This window comes from Arthrobacter jinronghuae (genome assembly GCF_025244825.1).
Lineage (GTDB): Bacteria > Actinomycetota > Actinomycetes > Actinomycetales > Micrococcaceae > Arthrobacter_B > Arthrobacter_B jinronghuae.
Genome location: NZ_CP104263.1, coordinates 912,351 through 933,620, shown reverse-complemented (window position 1 = coordinate 933,620; position 21,270 = coordinate 912,351). Strand labels below are relative to the sequence as shown.

Annotated in this window: 21 protein-coding genes; 6 read left to right on the top strand and 15 right to left on the bottom strand. The window is 64.8% G+C overall.

Features of this window, described 5'->3' with window-relative positions:
* Positions 1-279: 279 nt before the first annotated feature.
* From N2K98_RS04315 to N2K98_RS04280, 8 genes are all read right to left on the bottom strand, one after another.
* Positions 280-1,569 (bottom strand): thymidine phosphorylase, encoded by a 1,290-nt coding sequence (locus N2K98_RS04315; RefSeq protein WP_255866156.1) that lies wholly within the window; start codon positions 1,567-1,569, stop codon positions 280-282.
* Between the two features lie 2 nt (positions 1,570-1,571).
* Positions 1,572-1,988 (bottom strand): cytidine deaminase, encoded by a 417-nt coding sequence (locus N2K98_RS04310; RefSeq protein WP_229952503.1) that lies wholly within the window; start codon positions 1,986-1,988, stop codon positions 1,572-1,574.
* A 90-nt stretch (positions 1,989-2,078) separates the two neighbouring features.
* Complete coding sequence (locus N2K98_RS04305) at positions 2,079-3,371, bottom strand: ABC transporter permease (protein ID WP_255798498.1); 1,293 nt, start codon at positions 3,369-3,371, stop codon at positions 2,079-2,081.
* Positions 3,368-4,717 (bottom strand): ABC transporter permease, encoded by a 1,350-nt coding sequence (locus tag N2K98_RS04300; protein WP_370646453.1) that lies wholly within the window; start codon positions 4,715-4,717, stop codon positions 3,368-3,370. Before N2K98_RS04300 ends, N2K98_RS04305 begins: the two co-directional genes overlap by 4 nt.
* A complete protein-coding gene (locus N2K98_RS04295) occupies positions 4,714-6,276 on the bottom strand; it encodes an ABC transporter ATP-binding protein (RefSeq protein ID WP_255866155.1) in 1,563 nt (520 codons plus the stop codon). Before N2K98_RS04295 ends, N2K98_RS04300 begins: the two co-directional genes overlap by 4 nt.
* A 128-nt stretch (positions 6,277-6,404) precedes the next feature.
* Entirely contained in the window at positions 6,405-7,493 is a 1,089-nt protein-coding gene (locus N2K98_RS04290) for a BMP family lipoprotein (protein WP_370646452.1), read from the bottom strand.
* 291 nt (positions 7,494-7,784) lie between these two features.
* Positions 7,785-8,927 carry an amidohydrolase gene (locus N2K98_RS04285; RefSeq protein WP_255798496.1) on the bottom strand — a complete coding sequence of 381 codons (1,143 nt, stop codon included), beginning with the start codon at positions 8,925-8,927 and terminating at the stop codon, positions 7,785-7,787.
* A gap of 148 nt (positions 8,928-9,075) precedes the next feature.
* Positions 9,076-10,215 carry a mannose-1-phosphate guanylyltransferase gene (locus N2K98_RS04280; protein ID WP_255798495.1) on the bottom strand — a complete coding sequence of 380 codons (1,140 nt, stop codon included), beginning with the start codon at positions 10,213-10,215 and terminating at the stop codon, positions 9,076-9,078.
* 225 nt (positions 10,216-10,440) lie between these two features.
* On the opposite strand from N2K98_RS04280, the gene sdhC reads away from it, so the two are divergent.
* From sdhC to N2K98_RS04255, 5 genes are all read left to right on the top strand, one after another.
* Positions 10,441-10,818 (top strand): succinate dehydrogenase, cytochrome b556 subunit, encoded by a 378-nt coding sequence (gene sdhC / locus N2K98_RS04275; protein WP_146363726.1) that lies wholly within the window; start codon positions 10,441-10,443, stop codon positions 10,816-10,818.
* A 6-nt stretch (positions 10,819-10,824) separates the two neighbouring features.
* A complete protein-coding gene (locus tag N2K98_RS04270; protein ID WP_255798494.1) occupies positions 10,825-11,307 on the top strand; it encodes a succinate dehydrogenase hydrophobic membrane anchor subunit in 483 nt (160 codons plus the stop codon).
* A gap of 68 nt (positions 11,308-11,375) precedes the next feature.
* Positions 11,376-13,142, top strand: a complete 1,767-nt coding sequence (gene sdhA / locus N2K98_RS04265; protein ID WP_255866154.1) for a succinate dehydrogenase flavoprotein subunit — start codon at positions 11,376-11,378, stop codon at positions 13,140-13,142.
* Positions 13,142-13,918: a succinate dehydrogenase iron-sulfur subunit gene (locus N2K98_RS04260; protein WP_227914227.1), complete on the top strand. Its 777-nt coding sequence runs from the start codon at positions 13,142-13,144 to the stop codon at positions 13,916-13,918. Before sdhA ends, N2K98_RS04260 begins: the two co-directional genes overlap by 1 nt.
* 77 nt (positions 13,919-13,995) lie before the next feature.
* A complete protein-coding gene (locus tag N2K98_RS04255; protein ID WP_255866153.1) occupies positions 13,996-14,772 on the top strand; it encodes an alpha/beta hydrolase family protein in 777 nt (258 codons plus the stop codon).
* Here N2K98_RS04255 and N2K98_RS04250 read toward each other — a convergent pair.
* The 4 genes from N2K98_RS04250 to N2K98_RS04235 form a co-directional block, all read right to left on the bottom strand.
* Positions 14,769-15,365 carry a 2'-5' RNA ligase family protein gene (locus tag N2K98_RS04250; protein ID WP_370646451.1) on the bottom strand — a complete coding sequence of 199 codons (597 nt, stop codon included), beginning with the start codon at positions 15,363-15,365 and terminating at the stop codon, positions 14,769-14,771. The genes N2K98_RS04255 and N2K98_RS04250 overlap by 4 nt on opposite strands.
* Before the next feature lie 4 nt (positions 15,366-15,369).
* A complete protein-coding gene (gene trpS, locus N2K98_RS04245) occupies positions 15,370-16,404 on the bottom strand; it encodes a tryptophan--tRNA ligase (protein WP_255798491.1) in 1,035 nt (344 codons plus the stop codon).
* A gap of 11 nt (positions 16,405-16,415) precedes the next feature.
* On the bottom strand, positions 16,416-17,243 hold the full coding sequence (locus tag N2K98_RS04240; RefSeq protein ID WP_229952511.1) for an exodeoxyribonuclease III: 828 nt from the start codon (positions 17,241-17,243) through the stop codon (positions 16,416-16,418).
* Positions 17,244-17,364: 121 nt separating this feature from the next.
* The gene (locus N2K98_RS04235) at positions 17,365-17,868 is read right to left on the bottom strand and encodes a hypothetical protein (RefSeq protein WP_255798490.1); all 504 of its coding nucleotides are present in this window, start codon (positions 17,866-17,868) and stop codon (positions 17,365-17,367) included.
* A gap of 112 nt (positions 17,869-17,980) precedes the next feature.
* Here N2K98_RS04235 and N2K98_RS04230 point away from each other — a divergent pair, with 112 nt between their 5' ends.
* Positions 17,981-18,502 carry an O-acetyl-ADP-ribose deacetylase gene (locus tag N2K98_RS04230; protein WP_255866152.1) on the top strand — a complete coding sequence of 174 codons (522 nt, stop codon included), beginning with the start codon at positions 17,981-17,983 and terminating at the stop codon, positions 18,500-18,502.
* 8 nt (positions 18,503-18,510) lie between these two features.
* On the opposite strand, the gene N2K98_RS04225 is transcribed toward N2K98_RS04230, so the two are convergent.
* The 3 genes from N2K98_RS04225 to N2K98_RS04215 are packed head-to-tail and all read right to left on the bottom strand — an operon-like array spanning position 18,511 to position 21,207.
* Complete coding sequence (locus N2K98_RS04225) at positions 18,511-19,344, bottom strand: ABC transporter permease (RefSeq protein WP_255798488.1); 834 nt, start codon at positions 19,342-19,344, stop codon at positions 18,511-18,513.
* Complete coding sequence (locus N2K98_RS04220) at positions 19,341-20,237, bottom strand: ABC transporter permease (RefSeq protein ID WP_255866151.1); 897 nt, start codon at positions 20,235-20,237, stop codon at positions 19,341-19,343. The genes N2K98_RS04225 and N2K98_RS04220 overlap by 4 nt, the downstream gene beginning before the upstream one ends.
* Positions 20,230-21,207, bottom strand: a complete 978-nt coding sequence (locus N2K98_RS04215; RefSeq protein ID WP_255866150.1) for an ABC transporter ATP-binding protein — start codon at positions 21,205-21,207, stop codon at positions 20,230-20,232. The genes N2K98_RS04220 and N2K98_RS04215 overlap by 8 nt, the downstream gene beginning before the upstream one ends.
* Positions 21,208-21,270 lie beyond the last annotated feature (63 nt).

Genomic DNA, 21,270 nt, shown 5'->3' with positions numbered 1-21,270 from the left:
ACGCAGAGACCGATGCCTGCGGCGCCCCCTTCCGGCGAGGCGCAGGCGCGCCGGACCCGGAGGGACGTGGAGGGACGTGGAGGAGGCACCCCCGCCAGGGGCACCGGTCCCGCCGGACCCGAAGGGCCGCGGAGGACCCCGGAGGAAGGCGGCTTTAATATTTCCTGCGAGCTCTGCGAGCAAGGAAATTTCGTTGCCGCCGTTCCGGGGCCCGTAGGGCCCGCAGGGCCCGGCACCCAGGCACCCCCGGCGCCCCCGGGCCCCGGAAGAAGCGAGGCCCTAGCTGATCCGGTCGATGATGAGTTTCCGTGCCGGACGCGATCCCTCGGGAGCTACGACGACGGCGTCGGCCAGTGCCTCGCGGGCACGGTCGAACTTTTCGGGGGTGTCGGTCAGCAGCGTCATCAGCGGCTCGCCGGCCCGGACGGTGGCGCCCGGCTTGGCGTGCATCACGACGCCGGCACCGGCCTGGACTGCGTCTTCCTTGCGGGCACGGCCGGCACCGAGGCGCCAAGCGGCAACGCCTACGGAGAGGGCATCGAGTTCCACCAGCACGCCGTCGGCGGGCGCGTAGATGGTTTCGGACTCGCGGGCCACGGGAAGCGCAGCGTCCGGATCGCCGCCCTGCGCGGAGATCATCCGGCGCCAGACGTCCATTGCGCGGCCGTCCTTCAGTGCTGCTTCGGGGTCGGCGTCGGGCTGCCCGGCTGCCGTGAGCATTTCGCGGGCCAGGGCCAGGGTGAGCTCTACGACGTCCTCGGGTCCGCCGCCGGCGAGTACCTCCACGGACTCCTGTACCTCGATGGCGTTGCCGGCAGTCAGGCCCAGCGGGGTGGACATGTCGGTCAGCAGGGCCACCGTGTTCACGCCGGCGTCCTTGCCCAGGGCCACCATGGTCTCGGCCAGTTCGCGGGCGCGGGCCTCGTCCTTCATGAACGCGCCGCTTCCGACCTTGACGTCGAGCACCAGCGAACCGGTGCCTTCGGCGATCTTCTTGCTCATGATCGAGGAAGCGATCAGCGGAATGGCTTCCACCGTTCCCGTGACGTCACGCAGCGAGTAGAGCTTCTTGTCGGCCGGGGCCAGACCCGCACCGGCAGCGCAGATAACCGCGCCGACGTCGCGCAGCTGGGCCATCAGCGCATCATTGGTCAGGGCCGCCTGCCAGCCCGGAATGGCTTCGAGCTTGTCCAGGGTGCCGCCGGTGTGGCCGAGACCGCGGCCGGAGAGCTGCGGGACGGCAACACCGAAAACGGCTACCAGAGGCGCCAGCGGGAGGGTGATCTTGTCTCCCACGCCGCCGGTCGAGTGCTTGTCCGAGGTCGGCTTGCCGAGGGAGGAGAAGTCCATCCGCTCCCCCGAATTGATCATGGCGGTGGTCCAGCGGGAGATTTCCGCCCGGCTCATGCCATTGAGCAGGATTGCCATGTTCAGCGCGGCCATCTGCTCATCCGCGATCGCTCCGCGGGTGTACGCGTCGATGGTCCAGTCAATCTGTTCCGGGGTCAGTGTGCCCCGGTCCCGCTTGATTCCGATGATGTCTACGGCGTCGAACTTTTCAGCGGTCATGTTTATTTGTCCTGCCCTTCGAGGTGCTGCGGTCCAAAAGCATCCGGCAGGACTTCGTCCATGCTTCGAATGCCGCTTACTGTCATCAACTGCATACCCGGTGCCCGGAATTCGTAGAGCAGCTGACGGCAGCGGCCGCACGGCATCAGTACGTTGCCGGATCCGTCCACGCAGGCAAAGGCAGCCAGGCGGCCGCCTCCGGTCATCTGCAGTTGGCTGATCATCGAGCATTCGGCGCACAGCGTCAGCCCGTAGGAGGCGTTTTCGATGTTGCAGCCGGAAACAATCCGGCCGTCGTCGGTAAGCGCCGCAGCACCTACCGGGTATTTCGAGTAGGGCACGTAGGCGTGGGCCAGGGCCGCGCGTGCGGTTTCCAGGAGCTGGTCCCAGTCCACCTGGCCGGGGGTCGTCTGTGTCATGTCTTCCTTCCAATTGGGTTTCCGGTCCGGTCGGACCGGAAACCACGAGGGACCTGCCGCCGGCTTCCCGGCAGCAGGTCCCCCTGAGAGCTATCCCTTGATGTACGGCACGCCGCTGGCAGCCGGGCCGCGGGACTTGCCCACGACGCCGGCCACCGCGAAGATCGTCACCACGTAGGGCAACATCGACAGGAACTGGCTGGGCACCGGGGTACCCAGCAGGCCCAGGACGTACTGCAGGTTCGTGGCGAAGCCGAACAGCAGGGCCGCGGCTGCGGCACCGAGCGGGTTCCAGCGGCCAAGGATGAGGGCTGCGAGGGCAATGTAGCCCTGGCCGCCGGTCATGTCCTGGCCGAAGCTGGAGACCGATACGAGGGTGAAGAACGAACCGCCGACACCGGCCACGGCACCGGCGAGCAGCACGTTGGTGAACCGGGTCCGGTTGACGTTGACGCCCAGGGTGTCGGCCGCCTTCGGGTGTTCTCCCACCGCACGGGTACGCAGGCCCCAGCGGGTGTGGAACAGCCCGAAGTAGACCGCCGCAACGGCGAAGTACATCAGGTAGCCGATCAGCGACTGATCGAACAGGATCGGTCCGATGATCGGGATGTCTGCCAGGAACGGAATCCGGATGTTCGGCAGGCGCGGCGCCGAGTTCAATTCGGCCGGGTTCGCGCTGAGCACGGTGGAGAAGAGGAAGCCGGTCAGGCCGGACACGAGCACGTTCAGCACGACGCCCACGATGACCTGATTGACCACGTACTTGATGCTGAAGACGGCCAGCACCAGGGAGACGAGCACGCCGGCAACCGCTGCTGCCAGCAGACCGACGAAGGCACTGCCGGACACGGTGCCGGCCACTGCTGCGGCAAAGGCGCCGAAGAGGAGCTGGCCCTCGATGGCGATGTTGACCACGCCGACGCGTTCACACAGGACACCCGAGAGTGAACCGAAAATCAGCGGCACGGCGAGGGTGATGCTGCCGGCCAGCAGGCCGTAGAGGGCAATGTTGGGCGTGCCGGCGCTGCCGACGGACCAGGAAAGGAACGCCGCCACGAAGACGACGCCGAAAATCACCGGGAGCCAGAGCGGCAGGCGCCGCCCCGAACGGACCAGGACAAAGGCCCAGGCAGCGGCCAGGACGAGCACAATTGCGCCTGCCCAGCCGAAGACCTTGGCGGAGAACACCAGGTCCGGCAGCGTTATGGCTGCCCCGGGATCGGTCAGCCGGAAGGTGACATCGGTGGACGGAGCTCCGAAAGCGAAGAACACCAGGGACAGCAGGGCAAGCACGCCAAGCAGGATCGGTGTCTTCCAGCTGCGCACAAGGGCAGCGGGCGCCGGGGTCAGCGCGGGGGTGGGGGTAGTAGTTGCGGTGCTCATGCTGCTCCTCCGGCGGCTGCGGCGGGCTTGCGGGTGGAGCGGAAGGCTCCGGGCGGCGGGATCCTGAACAGCGAACGCACCAGCGGCGGGGCCGCAATGAACAGCACGATCAGGGACTGGACCACCAGGACAATGTCGATGCTGGTACCGGTGTTGGTCTGCATGGCGACACCCCCGGCGCGGAAAGCGCCGAAGAGGAGGCCGGCAGCGAAGGTACCCCACGGCGTCGAACGGCCCAGCAGCGCCACCGTGATGGCGTCAAAGCCGAAGCTGGCCGCCACGTCGGTGGTCAGAACGCGCTCGGTTCCGGAGACCTGGGACACGCCGGCGAGGCCGGACAGGGCGCCGGCGATGAGCATAACCACCACGTAGCCCTTCGTGGTGCTGATACCGGCGTTCCGGGCGGCGTCGGGGTTGGCACCCACGGCACGCAGTTCGAAGCCGATGGTGGAACGGTTGAGCAGCCACCATACGAAGACCGTGGCCGCGATCGCCAGGATGAAGCCCCAGTGCAGGCGGAAATCCGCGCCGAACAGCTTGGGGAACATGGCGCTGTCAGCCAGCAGCGGGCTGATCGGGTTGTTGCTGCCCTCTCGCTGGAAACCGGGAGTGGAGAGCAGGAACGCGACCAGTTGGATGGCCACATAGTTGAGCATGATCGTGACGATCACCTCGTGGGCACCGGTGCGGGCCTTCAGCAGGCCGGCAATACCGGCCCAGATGGCTCCGCCGATCAGGCCGGCGATGATCACCAGGAGGATGTGCAGCACTGCGGGCAGCTGCCAGGTGAACCCGACCCACGCCGCCAGTGTGGCACCCATGATGATCTGGCCCTGCGCACCGATGTTGAACAGGCCGGCACGGAACGCCAGCGCCACGCCGAGGCCGGCGCAGATCAGCGGGGTGGCGGTGGTCAGCGTCTGGGTGAGGGGGTAGATCGCACGGGTGAAGGTCTCGGCCTCCAGATTGATGATCGAACCCTGGAAGAGCGAGTAGTACGCCCCGGCCGCCGCATCCCATGCGGCGGCGAAGAAATCGCCGGGACGGTTGAACAGGTAGCCGGCTGCCTCAGTGGCTTCCTCGTTGGTCAGGGCGATCAGCACCCCGCCCACAATCAGGGCCATCAGGACGGCGAGGACGGATACCAGACCGTTTCCGGTCACGATCCGCTCGAGGACGCCGCGACGGGTGTCCGTCTCCGGGGTGATGGTACTGCCGACGGCGGCGGCGGGCGGCGCCAGCTGGCCTCCGGCGGTTTCCGCAGCTACTTCGAGGCGTGCCTCATCGGCAGCCGAAGTCTTGCGGTCTGGTGCTGGCCCACCAGTGGTGGACTTTTCCGGGCTCACTGCGCCCCTCCCTCAATAATTTGGTTTTCCTCGGGTGCGGCCTCTCGGGCCAGCGCCTCGTCGGCGGTCATGCCGGCCATCATCAGGCCCAGCACGTTCCGCGATGTGCCGCCGGGCACAATGCCCATCAGGCGGCCGCCGTACAGCACGGCAATACGGTCCCCGAGTTCAAGGACCTCGTCCAGTTCGGTGGACACGATCATCACCGGCGTGCCGGCTTCCCGTTCGGCGATGATCCGCCGGTGCAGGAATTCGATGGAACCAACGTCCACCCCGCGGGTGGGCTGGCTGGCGATGAACAGTGAGAGCGGCCGGGACAGTTCCCTGGCCATAACCACCTTCTGCTGGTTACCGCCGGACAGTGTGCCCGCCGGCGTCGCCGCAGTCTGGGTACGGATATCGAACTCGGTGATCTTTTCCTCGGCGTTGGCGCCGACAACTGCAGGCTTCATCGACAGGCCGCGCGCAAACGGCGGCTCGTCATAGCGGTTGAGGACCAGGTTTTCGGCAACCGAGAAGGTGCCGACCAGTCCGTCAACGTTGCGGTCCTCGGGTACGAAGCCGACGCCGGCGTCGATGATCCTGTGGGTCTTCATGCCCACGAGTTCCCGTCCGTCCAGCTTGATGGAGCCGGTCACGTGTTCCTGCAGGCCCATGACCGCTTCGGTGAGCTCGGTCTGGCCGTTGCCCTGGACACCGGCGACGGCCAGGATTTCACCCTTGGCAATGCCGAAGCTCAGGCCGTTAACCACCGGCTGGCCGCCCGCGGAGAGAACCGTGAGGTTCTCCACCCGGAAGGTCTCTTCGCCCGGGACGGCCGGAGCCTTGTCCAGGCTCAGGCTGACCGAACGGCCCACCATCAGTGCTGCCAGTTCGGTGGTGCCGGCGCTGGGCTCTGCGGAGCCGACTACCTTGCCGCGGCGGATTACCGTGATGACGTCGGAAACGGCCTTGACCTCGCGCAGCTTGTGCGAGATGAAGACGACGCCCTTGCCGTCACTGGTGAGCTGGCGCATGATACCCAGCAGTTCGTCTGTTTCACGCGGGGTAAGGACGGCGGTCGGTTCGTCGAGGATCAGGACTTCCGCGTCCCGGATCAGTGCCTTGATGATTTCCACGCGCTGCTGGACGCCGACGGGCAGGTCTTCCACCAGAGCGTCGGGATCGACGTCGAACCCGTACTGGTCCGAGATCTCCCGGATCCGGCGGCGGGTGTCGTCCAGGTTCAGCATTCCGGCGAACCGCGTTTTTTCATTTCCCAAGGCCACGTTCTCGGCCACGGTAAACACCGGTACGAGCATGAAGTGCTGGTGCACCATGCCGATGCCGGCGGCCATGGCGTCCGAAGGGCCGCTGAAGGTTACCGGCCGCCCGTCGATGAGGATCTGTCCCTCGGTCGGCTCGTAGAGGCCGTAGAGGACGTTCATCAGCGTCGATTTACCGGCGCCGTTCTCGCCGAGCAGGCTGTGTACCTGCCCCGGCTCGACCACGAGGTCGATGTGGTCATTGGCTACCAGCGAACCGAATCGCTTGGTGATGCCTTGAAGCTCGAGTTTCACAAAACCCCAACCAATCTGTTCTAAAAAGTGCTGTGTGGGAGGTAGGGCTGTCCGGCACAGACAAACCGCCATGTCCAGCAGTCTCTACTGCGGGACATGGCGGTTGTCTGAGGGCAGTTCGCCCGTTGCTACTGCTTCGGGCTGGACTCGGCTTCGATCGTGATCTCACCGGAGATGATCTTGGCCTTCAGGTCCTCGACGGCGGACTTGACGTCTTCGGGGACGTTGGCCTCCTGGTCGTGGAACGGCGCCAGGTCAACGCCGCCGTTCTCCAGGGTGCCCACGTACGGCTCGGCGCTGAAGTTGTCATCAACGGACTCGGTGATGACATCCTCGACTGCGTCGCCCATCAGCTTCATGACCGAGGTCAGGATGAATTCCTTGCCGATTTCAGCTGTCTCGTATCCGTCGGAGTCAACCCAGACGGCGCGGACGTTCTTGCCGCCTTCGTTGGCCTCGACCACTGCTTCCATGGTGCCCAGGCCAACCGGACCGGCGACGGGCATGATGACGTCGGCGCCTTCGTTGATGAAGTTCTGCGTCAGGGTCTTGCCTGCGGCACGGTTGTCGAAGCTGTCGACGAAGGAGTCTGCGCCGAGGACCTTGACGTCGGCGCCGTTCTCCTTGTTGAAGTACTCAACACCCTGGGCGAAGCCCTCCATGAAGATGGTCACGGTGGGGATGTTCATGCCGCCGTAGGTAGCGACGGTGCCGGTCTCGGACGAGCCTGCAGCGACGTAGCCGGCAAGGAAGGCAGCCTGGGCCGTGTCGTAGATGATCGGCTTGACGTTGTCGAGCTCGATCGCGTTGTCATCGACGATCGCGAAGTTCACGTCGGGGTTCGCTTCGGCGGCGGCCTTCGTGGCGTCGGAAAGCAGGAAGCCGACGGTCACGGTCAGGTCGCAGCCGGCCTGGACCATGCTGTCAACGTTGTTCGTGAAGTCGGTGGGAGCCTGGGACTCGGCGTCGCGGGTCTCGATGCCCAGCGAATCCTTCGCAGCCATCAGGCCTTCGTAGCTGGACTGGTTGAAGGAGCGGTCATCCCAGCCACCGGCGTCGGAGACAATGCAGCCGGTGAAGTCGCTGTTGGCTGCTTCGGAGCCGCCTTCTTCCTCTTCCGGTGCAGCACCGCAGCCGGAAAGCAGGAGAGCTGAGACGCCGAGCATGGCGGCGGAGACGCCTGCGTTGCGCTTAAAGCTGCGCGGGTAATTCTTCAATGTTCCTCCAGAAAAGAAATGGTTTTCGCCGAACGGTGCCCTTTAAAGGTGCAGCGCGTGGCGCAGCGCTCCGTCCGTCGTTGGACCGCAGCAACATAACCATAGTGTGTCGGAGGCAACACCAAATCCAAATTCGGTGCTGGTGGAACATTGTTTACATGTTGTTATCAAATGGGAACTTCCGGCCGGGACCGGACTGCTATGGTCCCGGCCGGTTCCCTGCGCAGCTTGCAGGCCGGATTGTGTCGCCAGGTTACGCAGCCCCAACGGGGTGGAACGGGCGATGCGCAGTCAGTGCCGCAGGCCCCGTGCGGCGCGGAGGGCCGCAGCTGCCATCACGCTTACGCCGCAGCTGATTGCACGTTCATCCGGGTTGTAGTCTCCACGGTGCAGATCGAACGTTTCCCCGCCGGGCGAGCGGGTGCCGAGCCGCATCAGGGCGCCCGGCACCGCCTGCGTCATCCAGGCGAAGTCCTCCCCGCCCATCGACTGCGGGGCCAGCACAACGGCGTCTTCGCCCAGTTCGGCGCGGGCCGCCGCCTCGATCAGGCTGATCTCGGCGTCGGCGTTAATAACCGGGGGAACGCCGCGGATGTGCTCCAGGTGCACGTCGACGCCGAACGGCGCCGCGATTTCCCGCACCACCTTGTCCAGCAGCTCCCCGGCGGCATGCCAGGCTTCGGCGTCGAGGCAGCGCATGGTGCCCGCCATGAATCCGTGTCCGGGAATGGCATTGGGCGCGGAACCCGCGTGCATCTGGCCCCACACCACGGAAACTCCGCTGCGCACATCGATGCGGCGGGAGAGCACGGCCGGAACACTGACGGCGATCTCGGCCAGCGCGAAGACCAGGTCCTCGGTCAGGTGCGGGCGGGAGGTATGCCCGCCGCGGCCGCTGAGTTCGATCCGGATGGTGTCGGACGCCGAGGTAATCGCACCGATGCGGGTGCCTACCTGCCCCACGTCCACCCGGGGGTCGCAGTGCAGGGCCAGGACGCGCGGCACGCCGTCCAGGGCCCCCTGCTCGATCACCGAGAGGGCGCCGCCCGGCATCACTTCTTCCGCCGGCTGGAAAATCACGCGCACCCGTCCGCCCAGCTCACCGGCGGCGTCGAACCCTGCAAGCACCTTGGCTACGCCAAGCATCACCGTGGTGTGGATGTCATGGCCGCAGGCGTGGGCTATCCCGGTGTTCTCCGAGGCGTACGGCAGTCCGGTCTCCTCCAACACGGGAAGGGCATCGATATCCGCCCGGACCGCCAGCCGGACGGGACCTTCGCCGATGTCCACCACAACGCCCGTGTTTTCGAGCCGTTTGGGTGTCAGGCCCGCATGCTCCAGGGCTTCGACAATGCGGTCGGTAGTACGGAATTCCTTATGCGAGAGCTCGGGATGCGAGTGGAGGTCCCGCCGGAACTCAATCAATCCGTCCATGAGCGGCGCCACACTCCCCCGTATTGAGGGGATTGGCGAATTGCTCAAAGGGATAGTCTGCACAACCTCAAGGTTAGCCAATTCCGGAGCCAAAGCGGGAATGTGCGGCACCGGAAACGACGCCGCGTGACGGTGTTCGGCGGACCGCCTACAGGACGTCGGTGTCGCCGCTGGCCTTCAGGTGTTCCACGGCCTTCTTGACTTCCTGCGCGTGTTCCTTGGTGGTCACCAGCAGGGCGTCGGGAGTGTCCACGATGACGACGTCCTCAATCCCGATCAGCGCAATGACACGCTTGGTATCGGAGACGACTATTCCGGTGGCGTTTTCGGAGTAGACGCGGGCACCCTCGCCCATGACCGTCAGGTTGCTGTTTTCCGCTGCGGGGTTCAGCCGGCCGATCGCGGCGAAGTCGCCGACATCATCCCAGCTGAACGCACCCGGGATCATTGCGACGTCACCTGCTGCCGCCGCCGGTTCAGCGACGGCATAGTCAATGGCAATCTTGGGCAGCGAGGGCCAGACGCGGCGGACCACTTCGCGGCGTCGGGTGGTGTCCCAGGCGTCCGCAATTTCCATCAGGCCGGCGTAGAGCACCGGCTCATTGGCTTCCAGGTGCTTGAGCATCAGATCCACCGGGGCCACGAACATGCCGGCGTTCCAGCTGTAGCTGCCGCTGTCCAGGTACGTCTGCGCAACATCCGCGGACGGTTTCTCCACGAACTCGACCACGGAGCGTGCGCTCGGTGCGCCGGCAACCCGCAGCTGCTCGCCGGCACGGATATAACCGAAACCGGTGGACGGGTGCGTGGGTTCGATGCCGATGGTGACGATATATCCCTGCGCTGCGGTGTGCACGGCTTCCCGGACGGCGGCCTGGAAGACCTCCACGGGAGCAATGACCTGGTCTGCGGCGAAGGACCCCATGATGATCTGCGGATCCCGCTTGTAAAGGATCGCCGCAGCAAGGCCGATCGCTGCGGCCGAATCCTTCGGCTCGAGTTCCAGGACCAGGTTCTTATTGGAGATTTCGGGCAGCTGCTGCCGCACGGCCTGCCGGTGCACGGCCCCGGTCACTACCATGACGCGGTCTCCGCTGAGCGGGCTCAGGCGCTCGTAGGTGGCCCGGATCAGCGTGGAGCCCGAACCTGTCAGGTCGTGCAGGAACTTGGGTGCGGCCGCCCGGGAAAGAGGCCAAAGGCGCGTACCGACGCCGCCCGCCGGGATGACCCCGTAAAAACGGTCAAGAACGGCGGACGCAGGGGCGGCTTGTGGCTTTTCGTTACTCATCACAGCCAAGATTAGCCCAGCCTGCCGGCGAACTTCAGGAAGCGGCGCTGCTACAGCCTTTTCAGCGCCGATTCAATGTAATCAGCGTCACACCATAGGCGAACCTAAATTGAAACCCCGGTCACGTCAGCCTAGATTATGGTAGAGCTTATATCGCTGTCGCACCGGCGTCATCACTGCGTGGAACACGCGCTAACGCCGCTGCGATGCAGGGAGGAAAATTCAGTGTCGAAGTTACCAGCAGGCACTCTCTACCGTGGCCGTGAGGGCCAATGGTCGTGGGTTGTGCACCGTATCACCGGCGTGGCGATCTTCTTCTTCCTTTTGGTCCATGTTCTGGATACCTCTTTGGTGCGAGTTTCGCCGGAGGCCTACAACGTGGTGATCGAATCCTACAAGAACCCGATTATGGGCCTCGGCGAGCTTGGTCTCGTTGCGGCGATTGTGTTCCATGCCTTCAACGGCCTGCGTGTAGTCCTGATCGACTTCTGGAAGAAGGGGCCCAAGTACCAGCGCCAGATGCTCTGGGGCGTTGTTGCCCTGTGGGCCGTTACGGTTATCGGCTTCTCCATTCGCCACCTGCCCAACGTCTTCGGGGGTTAATAACCAATGAGCACATCTACTAACGAAGCGCACGCCCTCGAAGCACCCCGTTCAGGACGCATCGCCCCGCGCTACACGCGCAACTCCTCGGGCCGCGGCAACTTTGAAATGCTTGCGTGGCTGTTCATGCGCGTTTCCGGCGTGATCCTTGTTGTCCTGATCTTCACGCACCTGTTTATGAACCTGGTCCTGGGCGACGGCATCCACGCCGTTGACTTCGGCTTCGTTGCCGGCAAGTGGGCAAGCCCGCTGTGGCAGGTCTGGGATCTGGTCATGCTGTGGCTGGCCATGCTTCACGGCACCAACGGCGTCCGCGTCATCATCAACGACTACGCAGACAAGAAGGCCACCCGCATGTGGCTCAAGACTGTCCTCTATGTCGCGACCTTCGTGATCATCGTGCTCGGCACCCTGGTGATCTTCACCTTTGACCCCTGCCTTGCAGGCGCCTCGACTGAGACGCTCCAGGAGTTCTGCGGCGCCAGCTAAGGCCGGCGCAGGACAACCACGGGTACGCCCACGAATTTCTAGTAGTTTCAACAGAAAGAGCATCTGCTATGCAGGTCCATAAGTACGACGTCGTCATCGTCGGCGCAGGCGGCGCCGGTATGCGTGCCGCCATCGAATCAGGTCAGCGCGCCCGTACGGCGGTACTGACCAAGCTGTACCCCACCCGCTCCCACACGGGTGCGGCACAGGGCGGCATGTGCGCGGCCCTGGCCAACGTCGAAGAAGACAACTGGGAATGGCACACCTTCGACACCGTCAAGGGCGGTGACTACCTGGTGGACCAGGATGCAGCCGAGGTCATGGCCAAGGAAGCCATTGACGCCGTGCTGGACCTGGAGAAGATGGGCCTGCCGTTCAACCGCACGCCCGAAGGACGCATCGACCAGCGCCGCTTCGGCGGGCACACCCGTGACCACGGCAAGGCACCGGTACGCCGTGCATGCTACGCCGCAGACCGCACGGGCCACATGATCCTGCAGACGCTCTACCAAAACTGCGTCAAGCACAACGTTGAGTTCTACAACGAGTACTACGTCCTGGACCTCATCACCGTCGTCGACCCCGACGGCCAGAAGCGGGTTGCGGGTGTCATTTCCTATGACCTCGCCACCGGCGAGCTGCACATCTTCCAGGCCAAGTCCGTGGTGTTCGCCTCCGGCGGTGCCGGCAAGGTGTACAAGACCACGTCCAACGCACACACCCTCACCGGTGACGGCATGGGCATCGCGTTCCGCCGCGGCATTCCCCTGGAAGACATGGAGTTCATCCAGTTCCACCCGACCGGCCTGGCCGGGCTGGGCATCCTGCTCTCCGAAGCCGCCCGCGGCGAAGGTGCCATCCTCCGCAATTCCGAGGGTGAACGCTTCATGGAGCGCTACGCCCCCACCATCAAGGACCTCGCGCCGCGTGACATCGTGGCCCGTTCCATGGCCAACGAGGTACGCGAAGGACGCGGCTGCGGCCCGAACAAGGACTACGTCCTGCTGGACCTGACGCACCTGGAACCGGCGCACATCGATGCGAAGCTTCCGGACATCACGGAGTTCGCCCGCACCTACCTCGGTGTGGAGCCCTACACCGAACCGGTGCCGGTGTTCCCGACGGCGCACTACGTGATGGGCGGCATTCCCACCAACATCAAGGCCGAGGTACTCCAGGACAACGACACGGTGATCCCCGGGCTGTACGCGGCCGGCGAAGTTGCCTGCGTGTCCGTACACGGCTCCAACCGGCTTGGCACCAACTCCCTGCTGGACATCAACGTCTTCGGCAAGCGGGCCGGCATTTACGCTGCCGAATACGCCCTGACCGCCGACTTTGTCGATCTGCCGGAGAACTCCGAGCTGGACACGGTCAACCTGCTGGACCACGTGCGCAACTCCGAAGGCACCGAGCGTGTCTCCGAAATCCGCCGCGACCTGCAGAACACCATGGACCTGAACATGCAGGTGTTCCGCACCGCGGAAACCATCCAGCAGGTCCTGACGGACATCGCTTCCTTCGAGGAGCGGTACCAGAAAATCAGCGTCCAGGATAAGGGCAAGCGCTTCAACCTAGACCTCCTCGAGGCCGTGGAGCTTGGCTTCCTCCTGGAACTGGCAAAGGTCATGAGCGTTGCCGCCCTGCACCGCACCGAATCCCGCGGCGGACACTTCCGCGAGGACTTCCCGGAGCGCGATGACGAGAACTTCATGAAGCATTCGATGGCCTACAAGGTTGACGAAGCCGAGAATACCGAGCACACCGCCGGCATCCGGTTGGACACCAAGCCGGTCATTTTCACGCGCTACGAGCCGATGGTGAGGAAGTACTAATGACAACCGAAATCGCCGAGCCGGCCTCGAAGGTAGAGCTCCCCGAGTCAATCGGCGGAGAGATCCCCTCGTTCGAGATCACCCTGAAGGTCCGTCGCTACAACCCCGAGGTTTCCGACGAAGCCTACTGGGATGAGTGGAAGCTGACCATGTACGGCACGGACCGCGTGCTGGATGCGCTGCACAAGGTCAAGTGGGAGCACGACGGCTCGGTTTCGTTCCGCCGTTCCTGTGCCCACGGCGTCTGCGGCTCCGATGCCATGCGCATCAACGGCCGCAACCGCCTGGCCTGCAAGACCCTGCTGAAGGACCTGGACACGTCCAAGCCCATCCTCGTCGAGCCCATCAAGGGCCTGCCGGTGGAAAAGGACCTGATCGTGGACATGGAGCCGTTCTTCCAGTCCTACCGCGAGATCATGCCGTTCCTGGTCACCAAGGGCCACGAACCCACGAAGGAACGCCTGCAGTCCGCCGAGGACCGTGAGCGCTTCGACGACACCACCAAGTGCATCCTCTGCGCCGCTTGCACGTCCTCCTGCCCCGTCTTCTGGACCGACGGCCAGTACTTCGGCCCGGCGGCCATCGTCAACGCGCACCGCTTCATCTTCGATTCACGTGACGACGCCGGAGACATGCGCCTGGAGATCCTGAACGACAAGGAAGGCGTGTGGCGCTGCCGCACCACCTTCAACTGCTCGGAAGCCTGCCCCCGCGGCATCCAGGTCACCAAGGCCATTTCAGAGGTCAAGCAGGCCATCCTGGCCCGCTCCCTCTAAGCAGTTCCTGCGCAAGGCGCCGGTAAGCGGATTTCACCGCTTACCGGCGCCTTTTGCATACTCGATAGAGTTGCTCCATGCCTTCGTTTGAATCTGTGTCCTTTTCCGGCGTCAACGGGACCACCCTCTCGGGAACCGTCGATATCCCCGACGGCGGAGCCCGCGACTGGGCGGTCTTTTGCCACGGCTTCACGCTCGGAAAGAACAGCGCCGCAGCCTCTCGGATTTCCAAGGCCCTGGCCGGCCACGGCATCGGTGTGCTCCGCTACGACGCCGCGGGGCTGGGCAGTTCCACCGGCAGGTGGGAAGACGGCAGCTTCAGCACCAAGGTGGCAGACGTGCTCAGTGCGTGCGCCTTCATGGCGGATACCGGCCGCCCGGTCTCCCTGCTGGTGGGCCATTCGCTCGGCGGCGCCGCCGTCCTGGCAGCCGCTTCACAGGTTCCCGGACTGGACGCCGTGGTGACCATCGCGGCGCCCTTCCGCCCCTCACACGTCGTCCACCTCTTCGAATCGGAGCTGGACCGGATTCACGAACAGGGATCGGCAGCCGTAGATCTGGGCGGCGGGGAACTGGAAATCCGCCGCCACCTGATTGAGGACCTGCGCAGTCATGACCTCACGGACAGCATCAAGGAGCTGCACCTGCCCCTGCTGGTGATGCACTCCCCCACCGACAACACCGTGGGCATAGACAACGCGAGCGAGATCTTCCGGACCGCTCGGCATCCCCGGAATTTCATTTCGCTCGAAGGCAGCGACCACCTGATGGTGGACCGGGCCCAGACAACCCGCGCCGCGGCAATCATTGCCGCCTGGGCCGGCACCTATCTGGACCTGGGCGGAGAGTCCTAGTCCGGCTGCTTCCCGGATCCGAGCCTGACGTGCTCCTGCAGCTTCCATAGCCCGGTGGCATCGTGCTCGTAAAGGCCCACGCAGTCCACCGTAAAACCTGCGGAATAGCTGCCCAGCCGGCGAACGGCTTCGTCCATGCTCTGCTCGCTGACATCGTGCGCCACCGTAACGTGCGGGTGGAAGGGGAAGGCCAGGTCCCGGGCCAGCGGGCCGCTCTGGAGCTCCTTGTGCAGCGCCGTGCACTCGTCAAAGCCCTCGTCGACGTTCAGGAAGACCACCGGCGAAACCGGCCGGAAGGTGGCGGTCCCCTCCAGCGTCACCCGGAACGGCTCCTGCGCCGCGGCGACTTTGCGCACATGCTTCAACGTCGCTTCCCAGTCATCCGTTTCCGTGGTGGTGACCAGAGTGATGTGCGCCGGGATCAGCGCCGCCATGGGATCCCCGAAGGACGCCCGTGCCGCCTTCAGCTCGGCCGCCATCGGCTCCGGAACCGCAATCACTATCCCCACGCAGTGCGCATCGCACTGCGGAGCGTGGCTGCCGTTCATGCTGCCGGCTCGCATGGCCTGGTCGTAGGATTCGGAGATTCTCATGGGACTAGGCGGTAACGCTGCCCAGCGGCAGGAAGCCGACCTTGTTGTACACGTCTGCGAGAGTCACCGACGCCGACTCCCTGGCCTTGGCAGCACCGACGGCCAGCAGGCGGTCCAGCTCGGCCGGATCGTCCAGCAGGTGCAGGGCACGTTCACGGATGGGCCGGATGTGTTCGGTGACGACCTCCGCAAGGTCCACCTTCAGGTGTCCGTACATCTTCCCCTCGTACTCCTTCTCCAGGGTTTCCACGCTGCGTCCGCTGATCAGGGAGTAGATGGACAGCAGGTTCGAGATCCCCGGCTTGGCGTCCCGGTCGAAACGGATCTCGCTGCCGTCGTCGGTCACTGCCGACTTGATCCGCTTGGCTATGACCTTGTCCTCATCGAGGAGGTTGATCAGGCCTGCCGGCGACGCGGCGGACTTGGACATCTTCGCCGAGGGGTTCTGCAGGTCGTAGATCTTGGCCGCTTCTTTTTGGATAAAGACCTCGGGCACCACGAAGGTGTCGCCGAACCGCGTGTTGAACCGCTTGGCGAGGTCCCGGCTCAGCTCTACGTGCTGCCGCTGGTCTTCGCCCACGGGCACGCCGTGCGGCTGGTAGAGCAGGATGTCGGCCACCTGCAGGATCGGGTAGGTGAACAGTCCGACACTGGCCGAGTCAGAGCCGAAGCGCTGCTGCTTGTCCTTGAACTGCGTCATGCGGGAGGCCTCACCGAATCCGGTGAGGCAGTTCAGCACCCATGCCAGCTGGGCGTGCTCGGGCACCTGGGACTGGACAAACAGAGTCGCCTTGTCGACGTCGACGCCGCCCGCAATGTACTGGGCAGCGGTGACGCGGGTGCGCTTGCGCAGGTCCTCGGGATCCTGGGGCACCGTGATGGCGTGCAGGTCCGGGATGAAGAAGTAGGCGTCGTATTCGTCCTGAAGCCGCACCCAGTTCACCAAGGCGCCGAGGTAGTTGCCCAGATGCAGGGAATCGGCGGACGGCTGCATTCCCGAGAGGATGCGCCGGCGGCTGCTGGAAGACTCAGATGTCATGGAGGAAACCCTTAGAACTGGTAGTCGATCACTACTGGAGCGTGGTCTGAGAAGCGGGAGTCATACGTGGGGGCACGGTCGACGACGGCGTTGACGGCCCGTGCCGCCAGCTCCGGCGTGGCCATGTGGTAGTCGATCCGCCAGCCGGAGTCATTGTCGAACGCCTGTCCGCGCCAGCTCCACCAGGTGTACGGTCCGTTGACCTCACCGGCGAGGGAGCGGTGGACGTCGGTGTAACCGATTTCCTCGCCGAAGAAGCGGTCAAAGTAGGCACGTTCCTCTGGCAGGAAGCCTGCGCGCTTGACGTTGCCCTTCCAGTTCTTGATGTCCAGGGGTGTGTGTCCCACGTTCAGGTCCCCCACCACCAGCACGAAGTCGCTGGTCTGCGCCAGGGCGGGCAGCCGGACGGCCATGGTGTCGAGGAAGCGGTACTTGTCCACCTGCTTGGGCGTATCCACCTCGCCGGAATGGACGTAGGCGCTGACGACGGTGAGGATCTTCTCTTCTCCCGCCACCGCGACCTTGAAGTCCGCCTCCACCCAGCGGCCCGAACGTGCGAAGTACTCGTCGCCGATGTGCTCGCGGACGGCGACCGGTTCGGTGCGGGAGGCGATGGCAACACCGGCACGGCCCTTGGCCTCAAGGCATTCGGCGTGCTGGACGTGCCAGGTATCACCGAGCAGGTCCTTCAGGATGGCGTCGGGCGCGCGCACCTCCTGCAGGCACAGGATGTCCACATCGCGCTCCGCCAGCCAATCGGCCATGCCCCGCTTGTAGGCGGCACGGATGCCGTTGACGTTCACGGACGCAATGCGCAGGGTTTCCCCGGAACTGTCCATAGTCCCTGTTGATGCCGTCCCTGTTGATGCCGAACTCACGCGAATAACCATACTCCTCAGTAGCTGTTCATCCCGAAACGGCCGCCACCGGCACGGCGCGCCCGGAAGGGGTGGGCGGGAACTAGTCGACTACGGTGCCTTCGACAGGCCCGCCGTCGTCCTTCTTGATCATGCCACGGCCGTTGGACGCCGTGATCTCGATGGTCTCCAGGGCACGGTCCACCATTTCCCGGTCAGCGTCCAGGTTCTGGACAATGACCTTCGCCTGGACCTGGATGATCTTGAAGCTGTGGTCCAGTTTCTGGTCGCGCACAGTGGTGCTTTCGTCGACCACCTGGACGCCGCCGCGGGGAGCAAGGCCGGCGGTGGCACCGGCGAGCTTTGCGGTGGCCTTGCGCGTGGCACTCCGAACCGAGAACACCACGAACGTCGAGAGGAACAGCCAGCCGAGGGACACAATGACCACCAGCCAACCGATGACGTCATTCTGGTTGGCGGCGAAAACCACTGCCACCAGGAAGACAATGAGCATCACGACGATGCCCGTAGAGCCCATCTTGCGGCTAATGCCGCGGCCGGGCGAGGACGAGGACGACGGCGTCTGGCCGTTTCGGATCGACTGCATGGTTTTATTCTCTCAAACTCGGACAGGTGCCGGATGCCGCGTTCGCTCTGCGCGGTGGTGCAGGCCTGTCCCGCGGTGGAAAACGGGGCGGCTGCAGTGGCAGACTGGCTCGATGCAGATCACCATCGCCACCGGCGACATCACCACCCGGGATACCGACGTCGTCGTCAATGCTGCCAACTCATCGTTGCTCGGCGGCGGCGGAGTGGACGGCGCCATCCACCGGGCGGCGGGCCCGAAGCTCCTGGCCGCCTGCCGTGAGCTGCGCAGGACATCGTTGCCGCAGGGGCTTCCCACTGGCCGGTCCGTGGCTACGGACGCGTTCGACCTGCCTGCGCGGTGGGTGGTGCACACCGTGGGTCCCAACGCCGGGGCAGGGGAAACGGACCCGGAGCTGCTGAGGTCCTGTTTCCGCACCGCCCTGGCCGTTGCCGAGGAGCTGTGCGCGGAGAGCATTTCCTTTCCGGCCGTGAGTGCGGGCATCTACGGGTGGGACCCGGAGACCGTGGCGGGAATCGGGCTGCAGGAGGTCCTGGCCCACACTCCGGGGACGCTGAAGCGCGCGGAGTTTGTGCTCTTCAATGACCGCCTGGCCGGGATCTTCGCCCGAAAACATGAGCAGCTGGCCGGCTGACCCGGAGCCTACTTCAGGAACAGCGCCCGGAGCCGGTTAGTGGTCAGGGTCAGGCCGAGCACAATCATCACCACGAAGTACAGCAGGTGCCCTGCCGTTCCCCAGCTGAAGATGCCCACACTGATCTGCCGGAGCAGTTCCACGCCGTGCCAGAGCGGCAGTGCCTGGATCACGGACTGCACTGCTTCGGGGTACACACTCAGCGGATAGAAGGTGGCAGAGAGCAGGAACATGGGCAGCATGATCATTTGGACCCAGTCCAGCTGCTGGAATGTCTTCATGTAACTGGTCACGGCCATTCCGAAGGAAGCGAAGCCAAAAGCGATCACCACGGCGGCCGGAATCATCAGCAGCGCCCAGGGTGAGGTGATCAGGCCCATCGCGCCCATCACGGCGGTGAAGCCGGTGGCATAGAGCGCTCCGCGGAGCAGGGCCAGGAAGATCTCTCCCATCGCCACGTCCAACGGACCCAGGGGCGTGGACAGCATGCCCTCGTAGAGCCGGGAGTAGTGGAGCTTGAAGAACACGTTCATGGTGGAGTCGTACACCGCGCCGTTCATCGCCGACACTGCCAGCAGCGCCGGCGCAATGAAGTTGGCATATTCCATTTCCTGCCCGCCGGGGCCGGAAACCGCCCCCACCAAAGCGCCCAGGCCTATGCCCATGGCCACCAGGTACAGCACGGGTTCGACGAACCCGCTGACCATGATGCTCCAGTTGGTGCCCCACGTGGCCTTGAGCCCGCGGGCAATCACGGCCCGGATATTTCGTCCGTACAGCGAGCCGAGGAACCTGTCCTGCGGTACCAGCACAGTAGGCGCCGTGCGGTTTTCGATGCTCATCCGTCGAGCCTCCTCGTGAAGTTCCGCCGGGCCAGTACCAGCCCACCGACGGTCAGGACCAGCAGGTACACCAGGTGGACGGCGGTCATGGCTGCCGGCTCCGGGTGTCCGTAGCTGAGCACCCGGCCCAGTTCGGTGGAATGCCAGAGCGGCGAGATCCAGCCGATCCAGCGGACGGCCAGCGGCAGCGACTCCAGCGGAAAGAAGGTGCCGGAGAACAGGAACAGCGGCATCACAATGAACCGCTGGACCATGGCGAACTGCCCCTTGTCCTCTTTCAGGGTGGAGCTGAACGCCAATAGCGGCATCCCGAACGCAAGTCCGGCCAGCAGCGCCGTGAAGATCATGAGCCAACCGGTTGCAGGCTGCACCACGGCACCGAAGAGCACCAGGAACAGGTAGTAGAGGCCCGTGGTCAGCAGGATGCGGACCGTAACTCCCAGGACGTGGCCGAGGGCAATCTGTCCGCTGGAGATCGGCGAAGCGTTGGGTCCGTAGTACGTCCGGTGCCACTTGAATCCGCCCATGACGGTGTAGGTATTTTCCTCGCTGGAGACCATCAGCGCTGCCGTGGCCACGAGGGCAGGTCCCAGGAACACCAGGTAGGACACGGTCGAACCGTCGCCACCCGGGAAACCCGCGTTCGAGTTCCCGTCGATCAGCACCGCCAGGCCCGTGCCCATGCCCAGCAGGTAGACCAGCGGGGTGCCTATGGCGGTCATCAGCACGGTCCCCTGGTAGCCGCGCATCCGGCGGATCCACATGTCCGCGTAGTACAAGGCACCGAAGCGCCGCGCCCTGGCGGCGGTTTGGCGCGGGGTCAGCGGCGACCGCAGTCCGAGGACCTCATGGCGCTCAAGTGCAGGTTGGGCAGCGGATTCCGGCCTAGTCAACGAGGCTCCTCCCGGTCAGGCGCAGGAACACATCTTCCAGCGAGGAGCGGCGCACCAGCGAGGTGATGGGCCGCAGCCCCCGGCCGGTCACGGCTTCCAGGGCGGCTTCGCCGTCATCGGCGTAAATCAGCACCCGGTCCGGAAGGGTCTCCATCCGCTCGCCGATCCCCTCCAGCTCGGCGGCCACGGTGGTGTTGCGCTCCGAACCGAACCGCAGCTCTACCACCTCACGGGTGGAATGCTCACGGATCAGGGCCGACGGCGACCCTTCAGTCATGATCGCGCCCTTGTCCACTACGATCAGCCGGTCACACAGCTGCTCGGCCTCGTCCATGTAATGGGTGGTGAGGATCAGCGTCACCCCGGCTTCCTTGAGCCGGAACAACCGGTCCCAGAGGATGTGCCGGGCCTGCGGATCAAGGCCGGTGGTCGGTTCATCGAGCAGCAGGATCTTCGGGTCGTTAATCAGGGACCGCGCAATGGTCAGGCGCCGCTTCATACCCCCGGAGAGCGAGTCCACACGGGCCTTGGCTTTGTCGGTGAGCTGCGCGAACTCCAGCAGTTCGTCGGCCTTGGGCTGCAGGTAGCTCTTGGGCAGGCCGAAGTAGCGTCCGTAGGCAAGGAGGTTGTCCCGCACGCGCAGGTCCTCATCCAGGTTGTCCTGCTGCGGCACCACGCCCAGGTGTGCGCGGACCTCCGGGCCATAGGTGTTCGGGTCCAGCCCCATGATGCTGAGGTCTCCGCCGCTGCGCTGGGCGACGCCGCCGATCATCTTCATGGTGGTGGATTTCCCGGCGCCGTTGGGCCCGAGGAGCCCGAAGGACTCCCCCGGCGGAACGTCGAAGGAGATGCCGTTGACGGCGGTGAAATCGCCGTAGGACTTGGTCAGGTTCCGTGCGGAAATGACGAAGTCGGAGCGGGTTTCGGGGACGGTTTTGCTTGATGTGATCTGTGACACTTGAGACAGCATAGTGGACGCAGGACGGGGCCGGTGCATGTTGCCATGCACCGGCCCCGTCAATTGCACCGATTC